This is a genomic window from Amycolatopsis sp. NPDC058986, assembly GCF_042741125.1.
In the GTDB taxonomy this organism is placed as follows: Bacteria; Actinomycetota; Actinomycetes; order Mycobacteriales; family Pseudonocardiaceae; genus Amycolatopsis.
The window spans coordinates 24,983-48,220 of the sequence record NZ_JBHYJW010000058.1; the positions used below are offsets into that span (position 1 = coordinate 24,983).

A 23,238-nucleotide genomic window follows, 5' to 3' on the forward strand; every position below is an offset into this window, starting at 1 on the left:
GCCGCACCTCCGGGCACCGTCCCGCTGTCGTGCCTGCCGAGACGTCACCGGCCCCGGTCCGTTTCGCGCAGTCCGATCAAGCATGAATCCGAGGCCCCCTTCCCGTCTTCTCCCTGTGTGCCGGGCGAATATGTCCGCACGGTCCCGTAATCGGCGCTCCGTCAGGGCATCACCCGGCGAGCCGCGCCGTGACGCGGACGGGACCCCAGTTCGGCGGCGGCGGTGAAACTCGCCCACGCCGTCAGTTCGATCAGGCCTCGATCGCCGAGGCCGGAATCGTGGACGACGTCGGCGTCCACCTGGTATGCCGCCTTCGCCACGAGCAGGGCGAGCCGGGCGGCCGGACGTTCGTCCTCGGGCAGCTCGGCGACCACGGGGTCCAGCCAGGCCCGGCTCAGCCCGGGTGGCCGTCCGTCCCAGACGGCCACCTCGCGCGTCACCAGCCGCCGGACGCCCGGCGGGATCCAGCTCGCCGCCGTGATGATCGTTTCCCCCGCCCTGGCGAAAGCGTCGGCGATGACCGGGTTTTCGTTTGTCCATAGTGGACTCTCCACAGCGGACTTCGGCAGCAGATCGAGCGCTGCGCCCGGCTTCGGTGGCGTCCCAGGTTTGAGGAACCGGCCGAGGACGTCCCGGACTTTCGGCCGCGCCGAGGAGGGAACCGCGGGCGGCAGCGGCGACGGGCCGAGGAAGACGTTCACCATCCGGTTGAGGTAGTGGAAGACGACGGCGACCGCGGTCAGCTCCGCCGCCGTCGACGGAGAGATGCCGTCGGGGAGCGGCCCTTCTCCCCGTGCCCACCGCGCCAGCTCCCGGGTGTCCGTGTCCTCGATCGCGGCGCACTCGCCACTCTCGATCATGGCGGCCTCGGCGGGTGAGCCCAGCGAGCCGAGCGTCATCCCGTGCACCTCGACGCAGTACGGGCACGCGTTCCCCTCGGACACCGACGTCGCGACGACCTCCTTGGCCACCCGGCTCGCCGCCCCGCCCGCGATCAGCGACTCCCGCAGCATCGCCCACGCGGCGGCCAGCACCGGCGGCGCGGCCGCGTGCAGCGCGACCGGCGGCGCGAGCATCCCGAAGTCCCGCTCGATCTGCCGGTACACCTGCCCGACGAGCCCCTTCGCCCGCCGGGCCCGCACCACCTCGACGTACCGCACCTCCCGCACCGCCCGCCGCAACGCGAGCCGCACCACTCCCGGCGTCATCCCGACCTCCCGTCACCGGCGAACTCACGTGATCAGAAAGCGCACTCACGTGATTGGAGAGCGCACTCGCGTGATTGGACGGAGATCTCGTCCAATCACGCGAGATCTCCGCTCAATCACGCGAGATACGTCTCTGATCACGCGAGATCGCGGTTTCGTGCCTCAGTTGCCTGCGACGAGGCTGAGCTTGCTGACGGCGCGGCGGCCGGTGATGGAGCCGTCGGGGGCCGGGGCGCCGTAGGTGACGTCGACGCCGCGTTCCCGGGCGGCGCGGACGATGCCGGGTACGGCGCGTTCGGCGAGCGCGGCGATGGTCATCGCCGGGTTGACCGTCAGCGCACCCGGCACCGACGCGCTGTCGGTGACGAAAATGCCCGGGTGGTTACGCAGCTCGTGGTTCGGGTGCAGCGCGGAGGTGTCCGGGTCGTCGCCGATCCGGCACGAGGCCAGCGGGTGCACCGTGTAGGCGCCGACGACGTCGTTGGTCCACGGCGCGACCTTCGCCAGGCCGTCCTTTTCCATGATCTCCTTGCACTCCGCGTCCGCGAGCGCCCAGCCGCGGCGGGTGTTCTCGGTCGGGTCGTAGCGCAGCGCGCCGCGGCCGAGCATCTGCTGCGAGATGCGGTACGCGTTGCCGGTCGGCGGTGGAGTGCCGAACACGCCCTCGTTGTCGTCCTCGGTCATCAGGAAGATCGTCAGCCAGGACGCCCACTGCTTGAGCATTTCCTTCTTCTGCACCCCGAACCACCGAGGTTCGTCGCCGCCGGGGACCTGCGCGAGGATCGTGCCCAGCCCCGGCGGGAAGTACAGCTGCTCCAGCGAGTACCGCTCGTACTCGGGCAGGGACCCGTCGAGCTTGTCCCAGTTCGCCACGGTCGGGCCCTTGCCGATGTGGTTGGCCGCGTACGCCAGACCGTCCTCACGGGACAGTCCGAGCACCTCACGCACCTTGTCCTCGTTGAGAATCGCGGTGTTGAGCCGCTCGCCGTTGCCGGAGAAGTACCGGCCGACCGCGTGCGGCATGGTGCCCAGCGTGGCCTCCGAGCGCTGGAGGATCACCGGGGTGGCGCCCGCGCCGGCGGCGATGATGACGATCTTCGCGTCGATCACGCCCGAGCCGGTGTGCACCCGGTAGTCCTCGTCGTCGACGACGGTGAAGTGCACCCGGTAGTCCCCGTCCTCGGTGCGCTCCAGCTTCTGCACCTCGTGCAACGGCCGGATCTTCGCACCGTGCGCGAGCGCCGCTGGCAGGTAGTTCGTCAGCAGCGAGCGTTTGGCGTCGAACTTGCAGCCCGCCATCATGAAGTTGCAGTTGACACAGCGGTCGTTGTCGACGGCGACCGGCGCCGGGTTCGCGGTGCGCCCGGAGTGGTGACACGCCGCCGCCCACAGCCCGCCGGCGTAGGACACGTCGTTCCAGTCCTGTGTGGACACCGGGAGCGATTCGGAAACCCGGTCGTACCAAGGCTCCAGCGCGTCCCGGGAAAGAACCGACGGCCACATCCGGCGGCCGATGCTGCCGTGCCGTTCGAACACGAACCGCGGGGCACGCGGCATCGCGGCGAAGTAGACCACGCTGCCGCCGCCGACGCAGTTGCCGCCGAGCACGCTCATGCCGTCGCCGACGACGAAGTCGAACGCGCGGGTGTAGGACGAGCCGAGCAGGTAGTCGTGTTCGAACTCGTCGGTGGCCAGCCACGGGCCCCGCTCCAGCACGGTGACCTTCGCCCCGCCCGCCGCGAGGTGGTAGGCGGGGATCGAGCCGCCGAAACCGCTGCCGACGATGACGACGTCGGTCTTCTCGATCGCGCTCACGCTGGGCTCCCTGAAGGCGTCGTGTCGGGGTGGACTTCGGCCAGCTTCCGGCCGTAGGAGAACTTTGGGAACCGCCAGAACCCGTCGGCGTCCGGCTCGCGGTAGCCCATCGCCAGCAGGCCGGGGTGCCCCGCGCGGATCGCGTCGGCGGTGTGCAGGTGCGCTGCGCTGTCGTAGGCCATGTTGCTGAACAACGCGAGGCTCACCCAGCCGTCCTTCTCCGGATGTCCCGGGGCGGTCAGCTGCCGCACCAGCGCGGTCCGGTGTTCGAACGGCAGGGCCACGAACGGCGGTACGTCGTCGTCGAGCACCACGCCGTGCTCGCCCGCGTACGTCTTGGCGTGGTCGTTGAGCGACTGGGCCAGGTAGGGCAGCCCGGCGGTCACGCCGGTCGCGTCGGTGTGCAGCAGTTCGAGCGCGCCCGCCTCGACCGCGCCGGGACCCGCCGAGGCCCCGGCGACGGCACGGTCGTCCTCGGACCGCTTCTCCCCCGGCACGATCGTGTCGGCGTAGGCCTCCAGAGTCAGGATCTTGACGCGTTCCTCGTCGGTGGCTGGGGACACCGGCCTACCTCCTCGTCGAAACCGGGCAGCGCCGACGGCACTGTCCATAATGGATTTACGCGGCCAGCGACCGCGTCTGGCTGGTCCTGGCGTGCACGGTCATCGGCAGCCCGCCCCGCACCCGCAGCGAGAGCATCGCCTCCGGGACGACCTCGTAGCCGGGCAGCTTGCGCAGCCGCAGGTCGCGGGAAACCATGGCGAGCACGAACACCGCCTCCAGCACGCCGAGGCTGTTGCCGATACAGAACCGCGGCCCCGCGCCGAACGGGATGTAGGCGTACCGCGGCCTGCCCGCCGGATTGTCCGGATCGAACCGTTCGGGGTCGAACCGTTCCGGATCGGCCCAGTAGCCCGGATGCCGGTGCAGGGTGTAGGGCACCACGACGACGTCGGAGCCCGCCGGGACGTGGTAGCCGCCGATCTCGTCGTCGGCCTGCGCGACACGCGGCAGCAGCCACACCGGCGGGTACAGCCGCATGACCTCCTCGACGACCATCGCGGTGTAGCGCAGCTTCCGCAGATCCTCGTGCGCCGGCAGCCGATCGCCGAGCACCTCGACGGCTTCGGCGTGCAGCCGCTCGCCGACCTCGGGGTGCTCGTCGATCAGGTGGAACGCCCATCCCAGCGTGCTCGCCGTCGTCTCGTGCCCGGCCAGCAGCAGGGTGATCAGCTCGTCCCGCATCCGTTCACGGGCGCCTTCGACGTCGTCACCGGCCGAGGCGATGAGGCGGGACAGCACGTCTTCGCCGCCCTCGACCGGGTTCGCCAGCCGCTGCTCGACCAGTTCGTCGGCGATCCGGCGCAGATCGTCGCGCGCGGTACGGAACCGCAGCTGTTTGGGCAGCGGCGCCCATTCCGGCACCATGCTCAGCGTGACGGCCTCGAACATCGCCTGGTCCTGCACGGCCTCGAAGGAGTGGCCGAGCGTTTCGTACCCGCCGAGTTCCGCGTCGAGCAGCGTCTTGCCGAGCACGCCCAGCGTCAGGCCGGTCATCTCGTGCAGGATCTCGACCGGGCCGTCGTGTGCCGCGAGCCTGCCGACCAGACCGTCCACTTCGGACGCCACGAGCTCCGCCTGGCGCGCGATCCGCTTGGGCTGGAACACCGGCTGGATCGTCCGGCGCTGGGCACGCCAGGTCTCGCCGTCGCTGGTGAGCAGCCCGTCCCCGAGTGCGCGCCGGGCTTCCTGCAGGCCGATTCCCTTGTGGTAGTTGGCACTGTTGTCCGCGAGGACGTGCTTGGCCAGCTCCGGATGGTTCACCAGGTACATCGCCTTCGGCCCGATCGCGATACGGACCACGTCGCCGTACCCGGCCGCCGAGTCCGTCATGAGCGCGAGCCGGTCGGTGAACAACTGCCTGAGCAGCTTGACCGTCTGCCGCCGCGGCGGCCCGGGCGGCGCGGGCAGCGCCGTCCGGGCCGGGTCCTGGTGGTCACTCATGCCGCGATGGCCCCGGTGTCGGGTTTCGTTTCACCGGCAGAACTCGGCAGCTGCGCCAGCTTCGCCTGCTCCGCCTCGAACTTCAGCCGTGCCTTGTTCGAGAAGTGCAGGCCCCACAGGAACAATCCGCGGATCAGGCACACCGCCGCCGTGGCGAGGAACAGCCCGTAGGCGACGTGCACGACCATGAAGAATCCGTACGCCAGCGCCACCCCGGAGCCGAACAGGATCTGCGAAGACGGCTTCGACGGTGACGTACCCGGGTCGGTGACCATGTAGTTCGTGTAGAGCACGAACGCCACGCCGGTCATCATGCCCAGCGCGCCGGGGATCGCGGTGTCGAAGACGAGGCCACGCGCGACGGCCTGCAGCGCGAAGGTGATCAGCCACGCCCCGATCAGCCACATCCGCTGGGTCAGCATCGCGTTGAGCACCGTGCCCGACACGATGATGATGCCCACGATCAGCCAGCCGATCCAGGTGTCGACCTTCTCGGTGAAGTGGTACGGCGGGGCGATGCTCGCCCACGGGAACACCAGCAGGATCACCGTGATGCCGAAGTTCGACGGGTTCATGTAGTGCCGCAGCCTGCCCCGCACCGGCGCCTGCAGGACCCACTTCGCCCCGACGGCCACGGCCACGCCGAACACCATGACCAGCCACTGGTCGTTGACGTAGGTCAGCATGTTCAGCGCGAGCCCGGTGATGTGCGCGGGGAGCAGGAACTCGGCGAGCCCCTTGAACCCGTTGCCCTTGAACCGGACCGGCCGCTTCTGCGCGTTGGCGCCGATGATCTCGAGGCCGATCTCCGTGACATAGGCGGTCGCCAGCGCGATGAACGGGTACAGCCACGGCTGCTCGAAGCCGAGCACGGTGTAGCCGACGATGTTGAACACGGTGATCGAGATGGCGAACCGCCGGAGCGCGGTCACGACCTTGTTGGTGTGCCTCGGCGGCGCCGGGGCCGTTGTCTGGGCCATGACCGTCACATTCCTTCCTGGATGGCCTGGGTACCGAGCTGGAACATGTGGCAGCCGGGCTCCAGCTTCAGATCCTGCTGCCGGAGCTGGCCGGTGCGGTCCCGCCACTGCAGGTGCACGTTCAGCGGGCCGGACACGTTCTCCCCGAGTCCGATGTGGACCTGGTGGCTGCGCCGGCCGGAGTGGCCGCTGCCGCCGTCCACGCGGTCGATGTACTTCCTGCCGTCGGCCGTGGTCACGGTGACCTCGGCGCCGATCGCCGGGCTGCCCGGCGCGGTCAGCGGACCCGCCGACTTCGCCGCGTCGGTGGTCAGTTCCAGCTCCAGGAACTTCCCGGGCTTCGGGCTGACGTTGTGGTAGTACACCGGCGCTTCCCATTGCCGGGCGACGGCGAAGTCGAGCAGACCGGTCCCGTCCGGGTCACCGACCGCGATACCGCGCGTGGGCACCGGGACGGCGAGTCCCAGCTTCGGCGCGAGGTCGACATAGCGACCGCCGGGGCTCTTGGCGAAGAAGTGCAGCGTCTGGTCACCGCCGATGTCGTCACCGGCGCGGACGTTCGGCCACCAGAACGGGTTGGACAGCAGCCCGTCGTGCGCCGTGGCCAGTTCCTGCAGCTGCGGCCACCGGTTGACCTGGCCCTTGACGAACCCGGTCGCCTGGGTGATCACCGCGTCGCCGCTGTTGTTGTAGTCGGCGATCTTGACGTCCCAGCCCCAGCCGGACCACGCGGTGCCCGCCTCGGCGCTGCGATCGGTCCACGGCGCCTCGCCCTTGGCCAGTTTCGCCCGCAGGTCCGCGGTGTCCTTGGCCGTGTTCATGAACTGGAAGTTGCTCTCCTCGATACCCCACGAGGTGGTGATGTTCGAGACGTACATGTCGTACAGGCCGTCGTGGTTCAGGTCACCGAAATCGACGCCCATGCCCTTGAAGGAGTCGTTGCCGAGCACCTTGGACTTCGGATCGGTGATCCCGCGGACCCCGGTGACCTCGGCGAACTCGACGTGTCCGGGCTTGGACTTGTTGTACAGCAGGCGGTCGTGGCCGAAGTCGTTGCCGATGTAGAGCTCGGGCAGCCCGTCACCGTCCACATCGGTCGCGCTCGCCGCGAGCGACCAGCCCATCTGCAGTGCCTCGGGGATGGCCTTGGGCTCGTGGGCGAAGGCCGCCGCCGGCTTCGCACCCGCGGACGCACCGGTGAAGCGGAAGATGTGCTTCCCGCCGCTGTTGGGCGCGTGCGACATCGACTGGTTCATCTGCACACCGCCGTCGGCATCCGGGTCGAGCACGGCGCTGTCGGGGAAGTAGTTCCCGATGAAGATGTCCTGGTGCCCGTCCCCGTCGAAGTCCCCGACGGTGGCCGCGTTGGTGTTCCACTTGGGACCGTTGTACGTGCCGTCCTTGGCGCGGTTTTCGCCCGGCAGCAGCTCGACCGGTTCGTACGCGCTCGCGTCGAACTTCGCGGCGTCCGCCTTGGCCAGGAACAGGACCGGGGTGCGGCCCCAGTAGTAGACCAGCAGATCGGTGCGGCCGTCCTCGTTGAAGTCGCCCGCGACACAACCCATCGGCGCGATGTTCGGGTTCGTCGGCAGCGGGGCCTCGTCCAGCGCGAACGGCGCGTACCGGGGGCCCGACGTCGGCACCGGTGTCACGACCACCTGGTCGCTGCGCGGGTCGACGAGGCACAGGTCCTTGGGTTTGCCCGTGCCCGACAGATCCGCCATCGCGATCCCGGCACCGACCGAGGAGACCCAGGCCCGGATGTGCTCGTAGGTCTTGTTCACCGGCCGGATCGACTGCTGCTTCTTCGCCGCGGGCAGCGCGATCGACATCGGCTGGAAGGCGTACTTCGACGCCATCGTGTCCTGTTCCGAAGCGGAGACGCTGGGCAGCCGGGCGACCATGAACAATCCCAGCACCAGCACCAACGCCACGATGCCCGCCAGCTGCCTGCGCAGCCAGCCCAAGGTCGCGGTCATTCCTCCACACCTCCGTGTGCCAACACTCCGTCGGCGATCTCCTGCCGCCAGGTCTCGAAAGCCGGCAGGTCGCCGTCGACCACCACCGCCGGGCGGACCTCCTGCGTGATCGCTGCCGCGCGGGTGGCGGGCAGCCCGCAGATCGCCTCGGTGGCGACCTCCGTTTCGGGGATGAGCAGACCCGCGCGGACGCGGGCCTCCGCGGCGAACGCGCTGCCCTGTGCGAGCCTGCCGCGGTGCTTGCCCGCGAACTCGGCCAGCTTCCGTAGTTCTTCCGCGTCGACCCCGCACGCGTACGTCGAAGCCAGGCCGACGCCCGCGTACAGATCACCGTGCCGCTCCGGCGCGAACCCGGCGATCGTTTCGGTCACGAGGTCGACGTCGGTGCCGCAGATGAACCACAGCGCCCGCCCGATTCCCTGGTCGATGGCCCGCAGCGCGTACGCGCTCCGTTCCTTGTCCGGCCAGGGGAATCCCTGCTCCTGATACTGCTGCCGCACGTACTTCTCGGTCCTGAAGTAGGCCTGATGGAAGCCGTAGCCGTCGAGGACGAGCCAGCGCAGCAACGGGTCGAAGTCCGACGGCGACGGCCAGCGGAACCGGGGCAGCCGCGCCATCGCCCAGCCGACACCGACGTAGATGATGTAGTTGTGCTTGTCCCCGGGGCCGTCGAGGAAGTCCGTGATGTGCGAACGGCCGCCGCCGGGCAGCCCGTCGAGCATCGCGTAGCCCATTCCCGCGCCCTCGTAGGCGAATCCCCTGAACTGCGCGGGAATGCGCTCCAGCCATTCTTCGGCCTGCCGATACGACCGTGCCTCCACCGCGTGCGCGTACCCGAGGAGGAACTTTTCACCCACCGTCTCCAGCAATTCCTGAGCGGCTGGGCTCTTCTTGTGGAAACCACGCTTGTCCAGCGAGGTCTCCGAGACGTCCGGAGTCAGGATACGGCGCCTGAGCGCGCGCCAACCATTGCCCAACGCACTCTCCCCCTTGCGGGTAGGAAAATCTTCCGTGCATTTCTTTCACTCAGGCTCACATATTTCGTGAAGGCCGGTCTACTTCACCGTTGCCCCGCGGTTCTCCTGCCTTGCCCGGCCACGCCGCGGCGGCGAGTCAGCCCGCCCGGCGCTGGTCGCCCGCGGAGAACTCGGCCCGGATCCGGTCCCGCCACACCTCGTACGGTGGTTCGGGTGCCTCGAAGTCCGATGCCACCTCGGTGCGGTCGGCCAGTACGCGGGCCGCCTCCACGGTGAGGCCGGCGAGTATCCCGGCGGCGGTCATCGTGTGCCTTGGCACGAAAGAGGAGAAGGTCCTCGCCTTCACCGCGAACACGACGCCGAGCGCCAGTTCGTCGTGGTGCGGCCCGGACGCGCGGCGCAGTTCGGCGAGCCCGGCCCGGTCGCACCCGCCCGCGAACGTCGCGGCCAGCCCGATCCCGCTCCACAGGTCCGGGCGCCGCCGCTCGGGAAAACGCTCCGCCGCCTCGGCCACCGCGCGCGGATCACCGCCGTGGATGAACCAGAGCGCGCGGCCGACCCCCTGGTCGAAGGCACGCGGGAAGTAGCCGGGGTGGTCCGCCCACGGATACGGTTCCGGTTCATGCTGCTCGTCCACCCAGCGGCGGGTGTCGAAATAGGCGCGGTCGAAACCGTAGCCGTCCACGGCGAGCCAGCTCATCGTCGGGTGATAGGGAACCCCGGACAGTTCCGGGAGGATGTTCTTCCACAGCGGCCTCGGCAGCCTCGCCATCGCGAACCCGATCCCGATGTAGGTCAGGAAGATGTGTGGTTTTCCCGGTCCTTCGAGCAGTTCGCGGGTTCTGTTCCGGCCGCCGCCGGGCATCGCGTCGAGGATGGTGCACCCCATGGTCGCGCCCTCGTAGGCGAACCCGCGCTGCTCCGGTTCCACCAGCTCCAGCCGTCGCTCCAGTTCCCACAGCGACGCGCCTTCGATGGCCCATTCGAACCCGCACACCACCGCCTGCGGAACAGCCTCGAGCTTCACGGTCGCCGCGGACGGGGTCACCGGGAAGCCACGCTCGGCGAAGCCCACCGAAGCCAGCGACGGCGCGAGCATCTTCTTGCGCAACAAACCGAACAGCGTCGACATGATTCGTCCTTTGTGGATAGTTGAGCTCAGGCGACGGCACGCAGGTACGGCCGCCGGGGCAGGCCCGACCGGCCGGCCAGTGGTGTGGGCCGTTCCGCCAGCGTGACGGCGAAGGGCGGCTCGATGGGCCGCGGCTCGCGCATGGCGAAGGTGGCGCGAACCCGGCCGTGACAGCCGACGGTCACCCGGCTGGCCAGTGTGCCGACCGAGAAGGTCGTACCCGGCGTCCCCGGTGCGTGCGCGGCGACGGCCAGCACGGTCCATTCCCCCTCCGGCACGCCGGGGATCGTCACCTCGCCGGAACCGGCGCCCGCCATCCCGCCGAACGCGACCGGGCTGCTCTGCGGGATGTCGTCGGCGAAGACGCCGACGAGGACGTCGGCGGGCGCGGCCCCCTTCGGCATCTCGATCCTGGCGGTGATCACCCCGGTGCCCACGCGCAGCGACGAGCAGTTGTACCCGGTGTCGCGCAGCGTGTGCAGCGAGGGCAGGCGCTGGAAGTGCGGTGCGACGGCGACGAGCACCTCGCCCACCTCGGGATCGCGGTACTGCGTCGGCGTCATCCCGACGGCCTGGGTGAAGCGGCTCGTGAACGTCCCGACACTGCTGTAGCCGACGCTGCACACGATGTCCGACACCGTCAGCGACGTCGTCAGCAGAAGTCGTTTGGCCTCGAACAGCCGGACCGCGGTCAGGAACCTCCCCGGCGTCACCCCGGTGGCCCGCGCGAACACCCGTGAGAAATGGAACGGGCTGACGAACACCTCCGAGGCCAGATCCGTCAACGTGATCGGCTCGAAGTACCGTGCCTGCATCGACGAGATCGCCTGCAGCACGGGAGGCGGCACCGGGTACGGCGAAGCCGAAGACGCGACGCGGCATTCCGGTTCGTCGGACATCGTCTCGTGCGTCAAGGACGCGACCGCTCGTAGCACCATGAGACCCACCCCGCTTTTCTCTCCTGCTCTTTTCCTGCTGCTCAGCCAAGACGCCACCGATCGCGATGCTGTCGACAAGCGATCGAGAACCGATCGGCCGCACAATTTGGACGTGCGATTCGCAGGGGGAGGACAGGAAGGACGCAGAGGAGAGCCCATGCGAAACGCAGGTCACCGACGGGTATTACGCAGCTGCCGGAAAGCGCTTTCTCCGACTCGGTACCCGCCCGGAGGGCGAAGAGTGACCGCGGCACCGCTTTCGGTGACAACAGCGGCCGCCCGGCCGCCTTTTGGCTTATCGGCCAGGCATACGCCGTCCGCGAACGCGCTCTCCGCACGCCGCGCGCAGACCGGAACAGGCAAGATCCGGCACCGCCGGAGATCCCCGCGAAACACATACGAACACCTGCGGAACACACGTCACCGCTTGTGGTCCGTTCACTGGATCGAGCGATGAGGCTCTGTCACATTCGATGTCAGGACCCCGTTTTCCGCCGTTCGGTACGAGGTCCGCACTGGGGATGAAGACTATCGAGTGGAGGCTCGCTGATGTACTCCGAGAGCGGCTTGTCGGACCGGTTCGCCGGTGCCCACGCTCCGGGCGCGGCCGACCCTTCGGGCAGCGACGTCCGCTTCACCTTGCTGGGCCCGCTCGAAGTGCTCCGAGACGGCGTCGATCACGCACCGACCACGCCGAAGATCCTCCAGCTCCTCGCCCTGCTCGTGCTGCGGCCGGGGAAGATGGTGCACAGCGATTCGATCATCGCCGAGCTGTGGGCCAACCAGCCACCGCGCAGCGTCCGGACCACGCTGCACACCTACGTCTACCATCTGCGCCGGTGCATCGAGCAGAACCAGCTGGCCGCCAACGCGGAAACCATGCTCGTCACCAAACCGCCGGGCTACGTCTTCCGCATCGACCCCGCGCAGGTGGACGTCCACGCCTTCACCCGGCTCCAGCAGCAGGGCAGGACACTGCAGTCCCAGCACCGCCACGCCGAGGCGGCCATGACCTACCGAGCCGCGCTCGACCTGTGGTCGGGCCCGCCGCTCGCCAACGTCCACTGTGGACCGGTGCTGTCCGGCTACACCGTGGACCTGCTCGAACAGCAGCGTGGCACCCTGCATCTGCGTTTCGAGGCGGAGATCAACAGCGGCAGGCACCTGGAGCTGATCGGGGAACTCCGTTCGCTCGCCGCGGAGAACCCGCTCGACGAAGCGCTGCACGGGCAGCTGATGCGGGCGCTCGGCCGCAGCGGCCGCCGGTCCGACGCGATGGCCGTCTACCGCGACCTGCGCGCGAGGCTGACCGACGAGCTGGGCGTGGAGCCCTGCGACGAACTCCAGGTGCTGCACCACGACCTGTTGTCCGAAGGCGAACAAGCGGTGTGACGGAAGACGGAGATCACCGGAAATCGTTGAGCCCCATCGAGATCATGTGAGGACCGAGGTATGACAACTCGCACGTACGGACAGTTCTGCGGCCTCGCCCGCGCGCTGGAGATCATCGGGGAACGCTGGGCGCTGCTCGTCGTCCGGGACCTGATGCTCGGCCCGAAGCGGTTCACCGACCTCCAGCACACGCTGCCGAAGATCCCGACCAGCCTGCTTTCCGCGCGCCTCAACGAACTCGAGCAGTCCGGCGTCGTCCGGCGGAAGGTGCTCCCCCAGCTCGACGCCGGGGTCGTCTACGAACTCACCGAGTACGGCAGCGAACTCGACCAGATCGTCCTCGAACTCGGGCTCTGGGGCGCGCGGTCACTCGGCCACCCCGGACCGGAGCAGGTGTTCACCCTCGACTCCGCCATCCTTTCCCTGTACACCACTTTCAACCCCGAGGCCGCCGCCGGCGTCCACATCACCTTCGAGGTCCGGCACCCCGACGACATGATCGTCCACGCCATCGTCGACGACGGAACGGTCAAGGCGGGCGAAGGCTCCCATCCCGGCGCCGACCTCGTCATCACGCCGCAGGGCCCGGTCTTCATCGACGTCCTCACCGGCCAGCTCCGCGCCACCGACGCCCTGCAGTGCGGAGCGGTCCACATCGACGGCGAGCCCCAGCACTTCGAGCTGTTCACCCGGCTCTTTCGCATCCCGGCGCCGCCCGACCTGCCCGAAGGCCTCAGCGTCCGCTGAGCCGCCCCGAGCGAGCGGGACGCGCCCGGGCTCCCCCACTCCCGGCGCGTCCTGCTCGCGTCCCCGCTCGCGGCTATTCGAACCGGGAGGCGTCGCCCGCCCCGTGGCGGACGACCTCGGCCTCCCCCGAGGAGAAGTCGATCACCGTGGTCGGTTCGACCCCGCAGTCGCCGGAGTCCAGCACGGCGTCGAGGACGTGGTCGAGCAGTTCCTTGATCTCCCAGCCCTGGGTCAGCGGTTCACCGGCTTCGGGCAGCAGGAGCGTGCTCGACAGCAGTGGTTCACCCAGCTCGGCGAGCAGAGCCTGGGTGACACCGTGGTCGGGGATGCGCACCCCGACCGTCTTCTTCTTTTCGTGCATCAGCCGTCGCGGCACCTCCTTGGTGGCGGGCAGGATGAACGTGTACCGGCCGGGTGTGGCCGCCTTGACGGCGCGGAACACCGTGTTGTCCACGTGCACGAACTGGCCGAGCTGCGCGAAGTCCTGGCACACCAGGGTGAAGTGGTGACGGTGGTCCAGCTTCCTGATCGCCCTGATCCGGTCGATCCCGTCCCGGTTGCCCAGCTGGCAGCCGAGCGCGAAGCAGGAGTCGGTCGGATACGCGATCAGCCCGTCGGCACGCAGGATGTCCACGACCTGCCCGAGCGCGCGACGCTGCGGGTTCTCGGGATGAATGTCGAAGTACTTCGCCATGTCGGAAGTTTAGGCCGCGAAACCTTCGGGGGCCCGGCGGCGCGCACGTCTTCCAGCGTGCGCTCTTCGCCGCCGTGCCCGTGCGCAGGCGAGAGCGCCGGGGGCACAATCGCGGAGCACCCTGTTTTCGGTGCCCCGGCGAGACATCGCCGGAGCGGGAGGGATACACGATGACAGTGCCGGAGCTCGTCAGACCCGGATCCGGGACCGCGCGGCCGGTTCCGATGACGGCCTATCTCTTCGAAGGAGACAACGGTCTGGTCACGCTTCGTGAAATGTTCCTCGACCGCCAGTGGCTCCTCGTCCACCACACCATCCCCGACCGGATCACGCGCACGAGTTCCTCGGCCGAGGTGGAGCGCATGCTGTCCGGCCCGTTCCGGGCGGACTGCCGGCTCGCCATGGTTTCCCGTGCACGGTACCGGAAGCTCGCGCAGTACCGGCGGAACCTCGGCTGGGATCTGCCCTGCTACTCGGCGATCGGCCACGACTTCGGCGCGGACTTTCCCGCCACGTCCGGGGTTTCGGCGGGTACGTGGGACGACGAGATCCCCGGCGTCAGCTTCTTCCGGCGCACCGGGGACGGGATCGTCCACATCGGCTCGATCGGTGTTCCCGGACTGGTCTTCCTCATGCGCGCGCTGGACGTCCTGGATCCCGCGCCGGTGACCCCGTGCGGCTAGCACCCGGCGGCCGCCGCCGTAGTCCGTTCCGCCCATGGTGCGTCGGAACGGCGTAATCTTCATCCCCACCCCGGCGACAGAATCCTTTTCGTGGCAACGACCCGGCTTCGACCGCGTGGGTCCCGGCCTCGGCTGAGTTAGGATCGCACCTGCACAAAAGCCTTTGACAAGGCGCGGCCGTCGAGATACCGGAGGAGATCCGTGTGACGCCTCCGGTACCCGGGAGAGAAGCAGGCCACCTGACCGCGCCCACGGAGCCGCCCGGCACCGCGAGCGTCGACCAGCGGCCGAAACGTGCGTGGCTGCTCGCCCGCGTCGTCGTCACAGTCGTCTTCTTCGGTCACGTCGCGGTCGGTCTGACGACCGTCCTCAACGCGAATCTCGGGTTCGCCCGCACCGCTTACGCCGTACTGGCGCTGGCCGGGCTGCTGGCGATCCAGCTGCTCTACTTCAGCAGGCCGACCACCCGGCTCCGCTCGCGGCTGAGCGTGCTCATGCTGTTCGGCCAGGCCGTCCTCGCCTACCTCCCCATCGTCACCTTCGGACAGCTGTGGATCGGCCTTCCCGGGTTCGTGGCGGGCAGTGCCCTGCTGGTGCTCCCGGTCCGGTTCGCCTGGCCGGTCTTCGGGGCCGTCGTGGCCTCGGGGGCCGTCATCCAGGCGGCGCTGACCGGCGACCTCGTCGACATCCTCTACACCCTGTTCGGCATGTGCACGTTCGCGCTCGACGTCTACCTGACGAGCAAGCTCGCCCGCATGGTCACCGAGCTGCACGACGCGAGGTCCGAGCTGGCCCGGCGCGCGGTCGCCGAACAGCGGCTCCGGTTCGCCAGGGACCTGCACGACCTGCTCGGGCTGAGCCTGTCCGCGATCGCGCTGAAGGGCGAGCTGGTCCGCCGCCTGATCACCCGGTCGGCCGAACAGGCCCAGCACACACTGACGGAGATCACCGATCTCGCGCAGAAGACCCTTTCGGACGTCCGCTCGGTCGCGCGCGGGTACCGCGAGGTCTCCCTGGCCAACGAGTTCCGGACCGCGGAATCCCTGCTGAACGCGTCCGACATCGCCGTGCAGGTGCATCTGGACCACGACGCACTGCCCGTCCAGACCAGGTCCGCACTGGCCAAGGCGCTGCGCGCGGGCGTGACCGACGTGCTGCGCCGCACCGGCGTCGCGCACTGCGAGATCTCGGTGTCCCAGCGGCAGAACCGGCTCTCGCTCGTCGTCACCGACGACGGGAACCACGACGAAGACGCCATCGACCAGGACGAGCTCGCCGCCCTCCGCGAGGAAGTCGCCGCGCTCGGCGGCACGATGTCGGCAGGGCTCGACGAAGGCGGACGCCACCGCCTGGGTGTCGAGCTGCCCCTGCCGGCGGACGGCATCCCGGACACGACCACGAGCGGGACCGGCGAAGGCCGCCCTCCCGCCGACGCGCGGCTCGTCCGGAACCTGCTCATCGCGACCTTCACCACCTTCACCATCGGGGTGGAGCTGCGGCTGCTGTACCTGACCCGCGAGTGGTGGCAGATCGCGCTCACCGCCGGTTACCTGCTGGCGCTGCTCGCCCTGCAGCTGTCCTACTTCAGCCGCCCGGCCACCCGCCTGCGGTCGCCGCAGACGTACGCCCTGCTGTTCGTCCAGGCGTGTCTGATCTACCTGCCCCTCATCCCGCTCCAGCAACACTGGGTGAGCATTCCCGGCATGCTCGCCGGCAACGCGCTGCTCGTGCTTCGCCCGATCGGCGGCTGGAGCGTCTTCGCGCTCACGGTCGGCAGTGTCGTCTGGATCAACATCGCGCAGGGCGTGGAGGTGACCTACGTCGTCTACGCCGCGACCTCGGCGGTGCTGTCCAGCATGATCGTGTTCGGGCTGATCTGGCTGCTGCGGCTGGCCACCGAGCTGGACAACACCCGCAGGCGTCTCGCGCAGGTCGCCATCGCCGAAGAGCGGCTGCGGTTCGCCAGGGACCTGCACGACCTGCTCGGGATGACGCTGTCCGCCATCACGCTGAAGAGCCAGCTCGCCTGCCGGGTCCTGCAACTGGACCGGGACAAGGCGAGCGACGAGGTCGACGAGATCCTCGGCCTCACCCGGCAGGCGCTTTCGGACGTCCGTTCGGTCGCCAGCGGCTATCGGGAGCTGTCGCTGGAAAGCGAGTCGCGCACCGCACAGTCCATTCTGGTCGCCGCGGATGTCCGGGTACGGCTGGAGATGGAGCATCAGGACCTTCCCGCGCCCGTCCGCACCGTGCTCGCCGTCGTGCTGCGCGAAGGCGTCACGAACGTGCTCCGGCACAGCGAGGTCGAACACTGCGAGATCGCGGTGCGGCGCGTGGAGAACAGGGTGAGCCTGGAGATCGTCAACGACGGTGTCCGGTCTGGCAACGGCGCGGTCACGCTCAAGGCCGACGGCCGCACGGAGGCGGCGAGCAGCGGGATCGAGAACATGTCCGAGCGGGTGACCGCCCTCGGCGGCAGGCTGACCGCGGGAATCGAGCCGGACGGCCGGTTCCGGCTGCACGCCGTCGTCCCGGCGTGAGACCCGGCTACAGCCAGCCCGCCTCCTTCGCGATCCTGATCGCGTCGACCCGGTTCCGCGCGTTGAGCTTCGCCACCACGGTCGTGAGGTAGTTCCGCACGGTTCCGGCCGAGAGGTACAGCTGTGCGGCAACCTCGACCGTTTCGTAGCCCTCGGCGGCCAGCCGCAGCACGTCGATCTCACGGCCGGTCAGCGGACAGTCCACTGTGTCCCACGCGGCCAGCGCGAGATCGCCGTCCACCATCCGCCGTCCGGCGACGACGCCGCGGATGGCGTTGGCGAGCTTGTCCGGCGGGGCGTCCTTGAGCAGGAAGCCGCTGACCTTCGCGGCCAGCGCGCGGCGCAGGGTGCCGGGCCTGCCAAGGCTGGTGAGGATCAGGGTCCGGCACGCGGGCAGATGCTCGTGCAGCTCCCCCGCCGCGGTCAGTCCGTCCTTTCCCGGCAGGTCGATGTCGATCACCGCCACCTGGACGCCGGTGGACCGCGCGACGGGCAGGATCTCGTTTCCCGAGGCGACTTCCGCGACGACGTCGATGTCTGGCTCGAGCCGGAGTAATGCGACCAGCGCCCCTCGGACAATGTGCATGTCCTCGGCAACCATTACCTTGATCACCAGGCCCCCATTCGCCACGCCCCCGGAGTGTCAGTTAAACACTTCGCTGGTGACTATCGTTGAGCCATTCGGGTAGCGCGGTCACACGGAGCCGGAAGAACGGGCGGACCACCGGTTCGAAAGGGCTGTGAGGATATCCGCTCGCATTCGGCCGATCACCAAACGTGACTCGTGCACTGTTCGAGAACCAGCCCCCGGCAGCGCACAATTCCGCCTTCGAAAAAAAATGGAAAACCGGTCGCCGGGTGCGCCTGCCGCGCCACCGACGACCGGTCTGCCACGGTGCCGGCCGGGCACCGACCTCCCTGGTGGTCGCCGCCGGAGGTCAGGCCGCCTCGAGAACCGGCGATGTACAAAGCGACGTGGGTGAGAGGGCGAGATTGCCATTCGCCCACTGGTCGAAGTGGGCGATCTCGAGCTCGGTCGAGCGATCGCAATTCTTCACATCGACACCGAGGTCGGCGAGGACGGAAACAACATCGCCAGAAATTGCCTTGATCATTCTTTGCTCCCAGTGGTGAATCAGCACGTTTCACGTATTTCAAATAGTCCCCTCGCGGTCACTCGAATTCCAGTGCCCACATCACCGTGCGTCCGTGCTTTGCTCATGCTCCGGGCAGCGCACGCAGCACTAGACCGATAGAGCTACCAGAACGAGGATTTAGCGGGAATTCACCTCGTGATCGTCACCCGAAGTAGCCGCTCGACTCGGATACACCGAACTTCCCTCGACAACGAGTCCGACCGGCCGACACGGGACCCACCTGCTGCGATCACCGAACGTGACCACGGCTCAAGACGCACGGAAATGGGTATGCGAAACGCATGTCCCCGCCGTGGACAACACATATCCACTCATTGCACGGAGCACTTAAGAAGTAGACGCGAACCCTTCTAGAGTCGTAGCAGAAACAATTCTCAGCCGATCGGCCTTTTCGCTGGGCGGCACGATCGGCGGAACCGGCGACGAGGAGGAGGGCGGCCAGCATGGACGAGATCGTCCGGCGCGCCGTGGCACGCGCCATCGTGACCATGCAGGACAACCTGGGCGAACGGCTCACCATCGACGACATGGCCCGGTCGGCCATGTTCAGCAAGTTCCACTTCTCGAGAGTGTTCAACCAGGTCACCGGGCTTTCCCCGGGCCGGTTCCTCTCGGCGCTGAGACTGGCCGAAGCGAAGCGCCTCCTGGTGTCCACCTCGACGTCGGTGACGGACATCAGCCATCAGGTCGGGTACAACAGCGTCGGCACGTTCAGCGCGCGGTTCAGCAGCAGCGTGGGCGTTCCGCCGTCGTCCTACCGGCAGCTGCGGGGGCGGACCCCGCGCGTGCCCGAACAGCGGGAGTGCGCCCGTTCCGGGGCGGGCGTGCGCGGCCAGCTCCGGTGCCCGCCCGCCACCGACGTCGGCATGGTGTTCCTCGGCCTGTTCCCCGGCCGCATCACCGAAGGGACACCCGCGCGGCACACGTTCCTGACCGGGGCCGGGCCCTACCACCTGCAGGACGTGCCGGTCGGCCGCTGGTACGTGCTGGCACACGCGTGGGGCGCCTGCCGGCTCGAAGACGGGGGACCACGTCCGTACGTCGGTGTCGCCGGGCCGGTCACCATCCACGAAGGTGTCGCGGCGAGCCTCGCCGACGTCCGGCTCCGGCCCCGCCGCGGGTTCGACCCGCCGGCCCTGCTGGCACTCCCGGACCTGCGCCGCGTGGTCCCGCAGCCGCTCGCGGTCTGAACGGCGGATTCCCGGTGGGCCGGACGGGGGAACCGGCGGGACGGGGACAACGGAAATCGTTCGTGCCCGAACAATCTGACCGCGGCCGGGAATCCCGCCGATGGGGCGGCGAAGACGACACCGCTAGCGGCCCCATTTCCCGGCCTCGAATTCCCCTCGGCGATATACCGCCGGTCGCCGGACAAGATGCGTACGATCGCCGCTTGATCGGGTGCCGCGGCAATCACCGGTATGGCGGCCGAATACCACTGTCGGGTCGGGACAATGGCGTACGATGTGTGCGGGGAACAGGAAACGGACTGGGGTGAGGACCATCGTGATCAGGGTATTGCTCGCCGAGGACATGCACATGGTCCGCGGTGCGCTGGTCGCGCTGCTCAACCTCGAGTCCGACATCGAGGTGGTCGCCGAGGTCGCCTCCGGTGAGGAGATCCTGCCGACCGCGAAGGCCGTGCAGCCCGACGTCGCGGTGATCGACATCGACCTGCCCGGCAAGGACGGGCTCACCGCGGCGATGGAGATCCACGCGAGCCTGCCCGGCTGCCACACCCTGATCCTGACCTCGCTCGGCAGGTCCGGCACCGTGCGCCGGGCACTGGACGCCAAGGTCAACGGCTTCCTGCTCAAGGACGCGCCGTCGGACAAGCTCGCCAACGCGGTGCGGTCGGTGGCGGTGGGCCGCCGGGTCATCGACAGCGAGCTCGCGCTGACCGCCTGGGAGACCGACGAGTGCCCGCTGACCCCGCGCGAGGTCGAGATCCTGCGCCTGACCGCGCGGGGCCGCACGGTCGCCGACATCGCCGCCGAGCTGTTCCTCTCGCCCGGCACCGTCCGGAACTACCTGGCCGCGGTGGTCACCAAGCTCAACGCCCGCAACAGGGTGCACGCGATCCGGATCGCCACCGAAGCCGAGTGGCTCTGAGCGACCGGGCAGCCCTCCCCGCGCACCGGCTCACCCGAGGTGGCGCCGCACCTCGCAGGCGGTCAGCGGCACCCTGGCGAACAACCGGTGCGAACCGTCCGGCCGCACGTCCGCGGTGAGCTCCCCGCCGAGCGCGCCGACCCGGTGCCGCAGGTTCCGCAGCCCGCATCCCGCGCTCGCGCACGGCGTCTCCGGCTCCTCGGGGACGCCGTCGTTGACCAGCTCCAGCCAGGCCGCGGTGCCCGAAGCCCGCAGGGTGAGCCGGCACCGGCTCGCCTTGCTGTGCCGGATCACGTTGGTGACGCCTTCCCGCAGCACGGTGGCCAGCGTGGTGGCCACCGGCGGGGACAACTCGACGGGGCCGCGGTCCACGAACACCTCGACCCCGGCGGCCCGCAGGACACCGATCGCGGCCAGGCATTCGTCGTCGAGGGAGAGGTCGCGGTATCCCGCCGCGACCGAGCGGACGTCGGCCAGCGCCTTGCGGGACATGTCCAGGAGTTCCACCAGCTCCTCCATCGCCCGCTGCGGCTGGTCGACGATGAGCCGGTGGGTCAGCTCGCCCTTGAGCGTGATCGCCGAAAGGCTGAGGCCGAGCAGGTCGTGCGCGTCCCGTGAGAACCGCATGCGCTCCTCGGCGACCGCGCGCCGGGTCAGCTCCGAACGGGTCTCGGACCGTTCGGCGGCCAGCCGGGCCGACCAGGTCAGCCCGAACACGATCAGCGCCGTCACGGCGGTGGCCAGCGCCGCGGCCGGTCCCGTCCCCGCCTGCCCCGGGAAGCCGGTCAGCGCCCCCACGCCCCCGGCCACCGCGAGCATCCCCGGTATCGCGAGGATCGGCTTCGCCACCAGCAGCAACCCACCCGCGAAGAAACCCGACAACACACTCCACGCGACGCCGAACTGCAGGATCGGGAGAATGCCCAGCGCGGCCTGCACGACGAGCGCGGGAACGCCGTGGCGCCGGCCGCCCGGCCGTCCCAGGCAGGTCAGCTGCACCGCGACCAGCCCGGCCAGGTAACCGAGCCCCATGACCTTGGCGAACCAGGACGCGGCGAGCGCGAGGACGGGGAGCGCGGCGAGGAGCGCCATCCCGGCGCAGACCACCCCGTGCACCGCGGAGATCATGAGCGGCCTGGGCCCTTCGGACAACCGGTCCAGACCACTCGGGACCGCTCGTGACCCCGCCGCGCCGCCGGATACTCCGTTCGCCGCCGCCGGTCGCGTCCGTCTGCCTGTTGCCCTGATCCTTTTCGCCATTGGTACCACGGTCGCCCTCCGCGTCCCACTTCCCCAGTGGCGACAAAGGTAACAGGAAAAACGATTACCAGCCGAAAGGAACAATCGCGCGCGCACTTCGCCCGCGGCTACCGCCGGCGGCGGAAAACGATCATCCGGTCACCAAGGGAAATCGAGAACGCACTCACCGACACTCACCTCGGCGGGCCATTCCAGTTTCAGCGCCCGGTCCACCCGGTCGCTGGCGTCGACCGGGACGGCGTGCGCGGCCAGCCCCATTCCCTTGGCGGTGAGGTACAGGACCTGTTGCAGCGCCCCGACGTGGACCAGCGTCGTGGTGTACGCGGCGCCGCCGAGCACCCAGGCGATCCGGGACATCCGGGTGGCGATGGTCAGCAGCAGGGACGGCCTGCGGTTGCTGCCGCCCGCGACCATCGCCATGTCCAGCATCGCGCCGAGATCGGCGCCGTCGTCATTGATCAAGGTCAGCGTGTGCCAGAGCGGATCGTAATGGTAGACGCCCTTCGCCAGGCCGGAACAACGATTCACGCTCACGTACAGCTCGAGTTCGTAAAGGCACGCGACACTGAAATACGGCCGTTGGGACGCCTCATGGCTCGGCCCGGAGGGCAGGTGTGCCGGCCCGACCGAACGGACCCTGGCGGCGCGGTAGAGGAATTCACCCACCTGCCTCGCGTCCAGCTCGCGTTCGGTGAACGCCGGGCAGACGTGATCGTCCTCCAGCAGCGCGGTGAGCGCCGGCCCGGGCGCGTCCGCGGCGATTTCGGGGCGGTACAAAGGAAAAGTCGGCCCCGCGGTGACCGGCTTGACCACCGGCGGCGGCGTCCCGTCGCGCGCCGCCCCGAAGTCCGGCGGGCCCGCGCTCGGCCAGGTGCGGCTGCGGATGTGGAACAGCAGATCGTCGGGCGCCCAGAAACCCAGCTCCGGGTCGTCGTCCTCGGCGAACCCGCCCAGCTCGTCACCGGCCAGCACGACCCCGGCGCCCACCAGGAACGCCACGACGTCCGCGACGACCGCCCACGACAGCCCGGTGACCGCGACGACCTGCGCGATCGTGGTGGGCACCGCGAGCGAGGAGGCGATCACGATCGCGGCGTGCCGGACGAGCAGCACCTGGTAACGGGCGCAGGGCGAAACCAGCAGCATCCCGCCTTCGGCGGGCCGCATCGACACGAACCGGGACAGCTTGACCGGCTGCTCGCCGGGCACCGGGCGGACCGCGAAGCTCGGCGCGAGCGTCACCGGGATCGCCGAGAGCAGGGGTGCCCCGCCGTCGGTGAGGCCGAGGGTGCGCACCACCGAACCACCCAGCCGGTCGAGCACCTTGCGCAGCGCGACGGCCCAGTACTCGGTGGCGGGCTCCGCGTAGTGGACGGCCGCCGCCACATTGGTCAGCGAGATGGGCCCGAGCGCCATCCGCCGCAGTGATTCGCGGATCAGCTCGTCGGTCTCGGGGAACTCGAATTCACCCCAGCGGGTGACCACGACGACCGAGCCGTCCTCGCCGAGTTCGACCAAGGCGTCCTCGGTGAGCGACCACAGCTGGATCGTCTCGCCCGGCCCGCCCCTGCCTTGCGATGTCACCCTGAAACTCCTGTACTCCGTGTCGCCGGTCTTCCC

At 69.2% G+C, this 23,238-nt stretch carries 20 protein-coding genes; 6 read left to right on the top strand and 14 right to left on the bottom strand.

Annotation, left to right across the window (positions count from 1 at the left end):
• Positions 1 to 161: 161 nt before the first annotated feature.
• The 9 genes from ACFW0G_RS36135 to ACFW0G_RS36175 all read right to left on the bottom strand — a co-directional run bounded on the left by ACFW0G_RS36135 (position 162) and on the right by ACFW0G_RS36175 (position 11,033).
• The gene (locus ACFW0G_RS36135; protein ID WP_378329984.1) at positions 162 to 1,208 is read right to left on the bottom strand and encodes a carboxymuconolactone decarboxylase family protein; all 1,047 of its coding nucleotides are present in this window, start codon (positions 1,206 to 1,208) and stop codon (positions 162 to 164) included.
• Positions 1,209 to 1,370: 162 nt separating this feature from the next.
• On the bottom strand, positions 1,371 to 3,023 hold the full coding sequence (locus ACFW0G_RS36140) for a GMC family oxidoreductase N-terminal domain-containing protein (protein ID WP_378329985.1): 1,653 nt from the start codon (positions 3,021 to 3,023) through the stop codon (positions 1,371 to 1,373).
• Positions 3,020 to 3,586 (bottom strand): DUF5987 family protein, encoded by a 567-nt coding sequence (locus tag ACFW0G_RS36145; RefSeq protein ID WP_378329986.1) that lies wholly within the window; start codon positions 3,584 to 3,586, stop codon positions 3,020 to 3,022. Before ACFW0G_RS36145 ends, ACFW0G_RS36140 begins: the two co-directional genes overlap by 4 nt.
• Positions 3,587 to 3,641: 55 nt before the next feature.
• The gene (locus tag ACFW0G_RS36150) at positions 3,642 to 5,027 is read right to left on the bottom strand and encodes a cytochrome P450 (protein WP_378329987.1); all 1,386 of its coding nucleotides are present in this window, start codon (positions 5,025 to 5,027) and stop codon (positions 3,642 to 3,644) included.
• Positions 5,024 to 6,007, bottom strand: coding sequence for an enediyne biosynthesis protein (locus ACFW0G_RS36155; protein ID WP_378329988.1), 984 nt, complete (start codon positions 6,005 to 6,007; stop codon positions 5,024 to 5,026). The genes ACFW0G_RS36150 and ACFW0G_RS36155 overlap by 4 nt, the downstream gene beginning before the upstream one ends.
• Positions 6,008 to 6,012: 5 nt before the next feature.
• Entirely contained in the window at positions 6,013 to 7,986 is a 1,974-nt protein-coding gene (locus ACFW0G_RS36160) for a CRTAC1 family protein (protein ID WP_378329989.1), read from the bottom strand.
• Positions 7,983 to 8,963, bottom strand: coding sequence for a DUF1702 family protein (locus ACFW0G_RS36165; RefSeq protein WP_378329990.1), 981 nt, complete (start codon positions 8,961 to 8,963; stop codon positions 7,983 to 7,985). The genes ACFW0G_RS36160 and ACFW0G_RS36165 overlap by 4 nt, the downstream gene beginning before the upstream one ends.
• A gap of 136 nt (positions 8,964 to 9,099) precedes the next feature.
• Positions 9,100 to 10,095, bottom strand: coding sequence for a DUF1702 family protein (locus tag ACFW0G_RS36170; RefSeq protein ID WP_378329991.1), 996 nt, complete (start codon positions 10,093 to 10,095; stop codon positions 9,100 to 9,102).
• 26 nt (positions 10,096 to 10,121) lie between these two features.
• Complete coding sequence (locus ACFW0G_RS36175; RefSeq protein ID WP_378329992.1) at positions 10,122 to 11,033, bottom strand: helix-turn-helix transcriptional regulator; 912 nt, start codon at positions 11,031 to 11,033, stop codon at positions 10,122 to 10,124.
• 549 nt (positions 11,034 to 11,582) lie between these two features.
• On the opposite strand from ACFW0G_RS36175, the gene ACFW0G_RS36180 reads away from it, so the two are divergent.
• Positions 11,583 to 12,425 (top strand): BTAD domain-containing putative transcriptional regulator, encoded by an 843-nt coding sequence (locus tag ACFW0G_RS36180; RefSeq protein WP_378329993.1) that lies wholly within the window; start codon positions 11,583 to 11,585, stop codon positions 12,423 to 12,425.
• 60 nt (positions 12,426 to 12,485) lie between these two features.
• Positions 12,486 to 13,172 carry a winged helix-turn-helix transcriptional regulator gene (locus ACFW0G_RS36185; protein ID WP_378329994.1) on the top strand — a complete coding sequence of 229 codons (687 nt, stop codon included), beginning with the start codon at positions 12,486 to 12,488 and terminating at the stop codon, positions 13,170 to 13,172.
• 73 nt (positions 13,173 to 13,245) lie between these two features.
• Here the strand turns inward: ACFW0G_RS36185 and ACFW0G_RS36190 are convergent, their stop codons facing one another.
• Complete coding sequence (locus ACFW0G_RS36190; RefSeq protein WP_378329995.1) at positions 13,246 to 13,866, bottom strand: L-threonylcarbamoyladenylate synthase; 621 nt, start codon at positions 13,864 to 13,866, stop codon at positions 13,246 to 13,248.
• A gap of 170 nt (positions 13,867 to 14,036) precedes the next feature.
• On the opposite strand from ACFW0G_RS36190, the gene ACFW0G_RS36195 reads away from it, so the two are divergent.
• Both ACFW0G_RS36195 and ACFW0G_RS36200 read left to right on the top strand, forming a co-directional pair.
• Positions 14,037 to 14,549, top strand: coding sequence for a DUF899 family protein (locus ACFW0G_RS36195; protein ID WP_378329996.1), 513 nt, complete (start codon positions 14,037 to 14,039; stop codon positions 14,547 to 14,549).
• Positions 14,550 to 14,752: 203 nt separating this feature from the next.
• A complete protein-coding gene (locus tag ACFW0G_RS36200) occupies positions 14,753 to 17,089 on the top strand; it encodes a sensor histidine kinase (protein WP_378329997.1) in 2,337 nt (778 codons plus the stop codon).
• 7 nt (positions 17,090 to 17,096) lie between these two features.
• On the opposite strand, the gene ACFW0G_RS36205 is transcribed toward ACFW0G_RS36200, so the two are convergent.
• Together ACFW0G_RS36205 and ACFW0G_RS36210 are read right to left on the bottom strand one after the other, a co-directional pair.
• Positions 17,097 to 17,690, bottom strand: coding sequence for a DNA-binding response regulator (locus tag ACFW0G_RS36205; protein WP_378330022.1), 594 nt, complete (start codon positions 17,688 to 17,690; stop codon positions 17,097 to 17,099).
• 337 nt (positions 17,691 to 18,027) lie between these two features.
• Positions 18,028 to 18,204 carry a hypothetical protein gene (locus ACFW0G_RS36210; RefSeq protein WP_378329998.1) on the bottom strand — a complete coding sequence of 59 codons (177 nt, stop codon included), beginning with the start codon at positions 18,202 to 18,204 and terminating at the stop codon, positions 18,028 to 18,030.
• 485 nt (positions 18,205 to 18,689) lie between these two features.
• Here ACFW0G_RS36210 and ACFW0G_RS36215 point away from each other — a divergent pair, with 485 nt between their 5' ends.
• On the top strand, positions 18,690 to 19,436 hold the full coding sequence (locus ACFW0G_RS36215) for a helix-turn-helix domain-containing protein (protein ID WP_378329999.1): 747 nt from the start codon (positions 18,690 to 18,692) through the stop codon (positions 19,434 to 19,436).
• A 316-nt stretch (positions 19,437 to 19,752) separates the two neighbouring features.
• Complete coding sequence (locus ACFW0G_RS36220) at positions 19,753 to 20,358, top strand: DNA-binding response regulator (protein ID WP_378330000.1); 606 nt, start codon at positions 19,753 to 19,755, stop codon at positions 20,356 to 20,358.
• 30 nt (positions 20,359 to 20,388) lie between these two features.
• Here ACFW0G_RS36220 and ACFW0G_RS36225 read toward each other — a convergent pair whose 3' ends face one another.
• Positions 20,389 to 21,486, bottom strand: a complete 1,098-nt coding sequence (locus ACFW0G_RS36225) for a sensor histidine kinase (RefSeq protein ID WP_378330001.1) — start codon at positions 21,484 to 21,486, stop codon at positions 20,389 to 20,391.
• A 270-nt stretch (positions 21,487 to 21,756) separates the two neighbouring features.
• Complete coding sequence (locus ACFW0G_RS36230; protein ID WP_378330002.1) at positions 21,757 to 23,202, bottom strand: SagB/ThcOx family dehydrogenase; 1,446 nt, start codon at positions 23,200 to 23,202, stop codon at positions 21,757 to 21,759.
• Between the last annotated feature and the right edge of the window lie 36 nt (positions 23,203 to 23,238).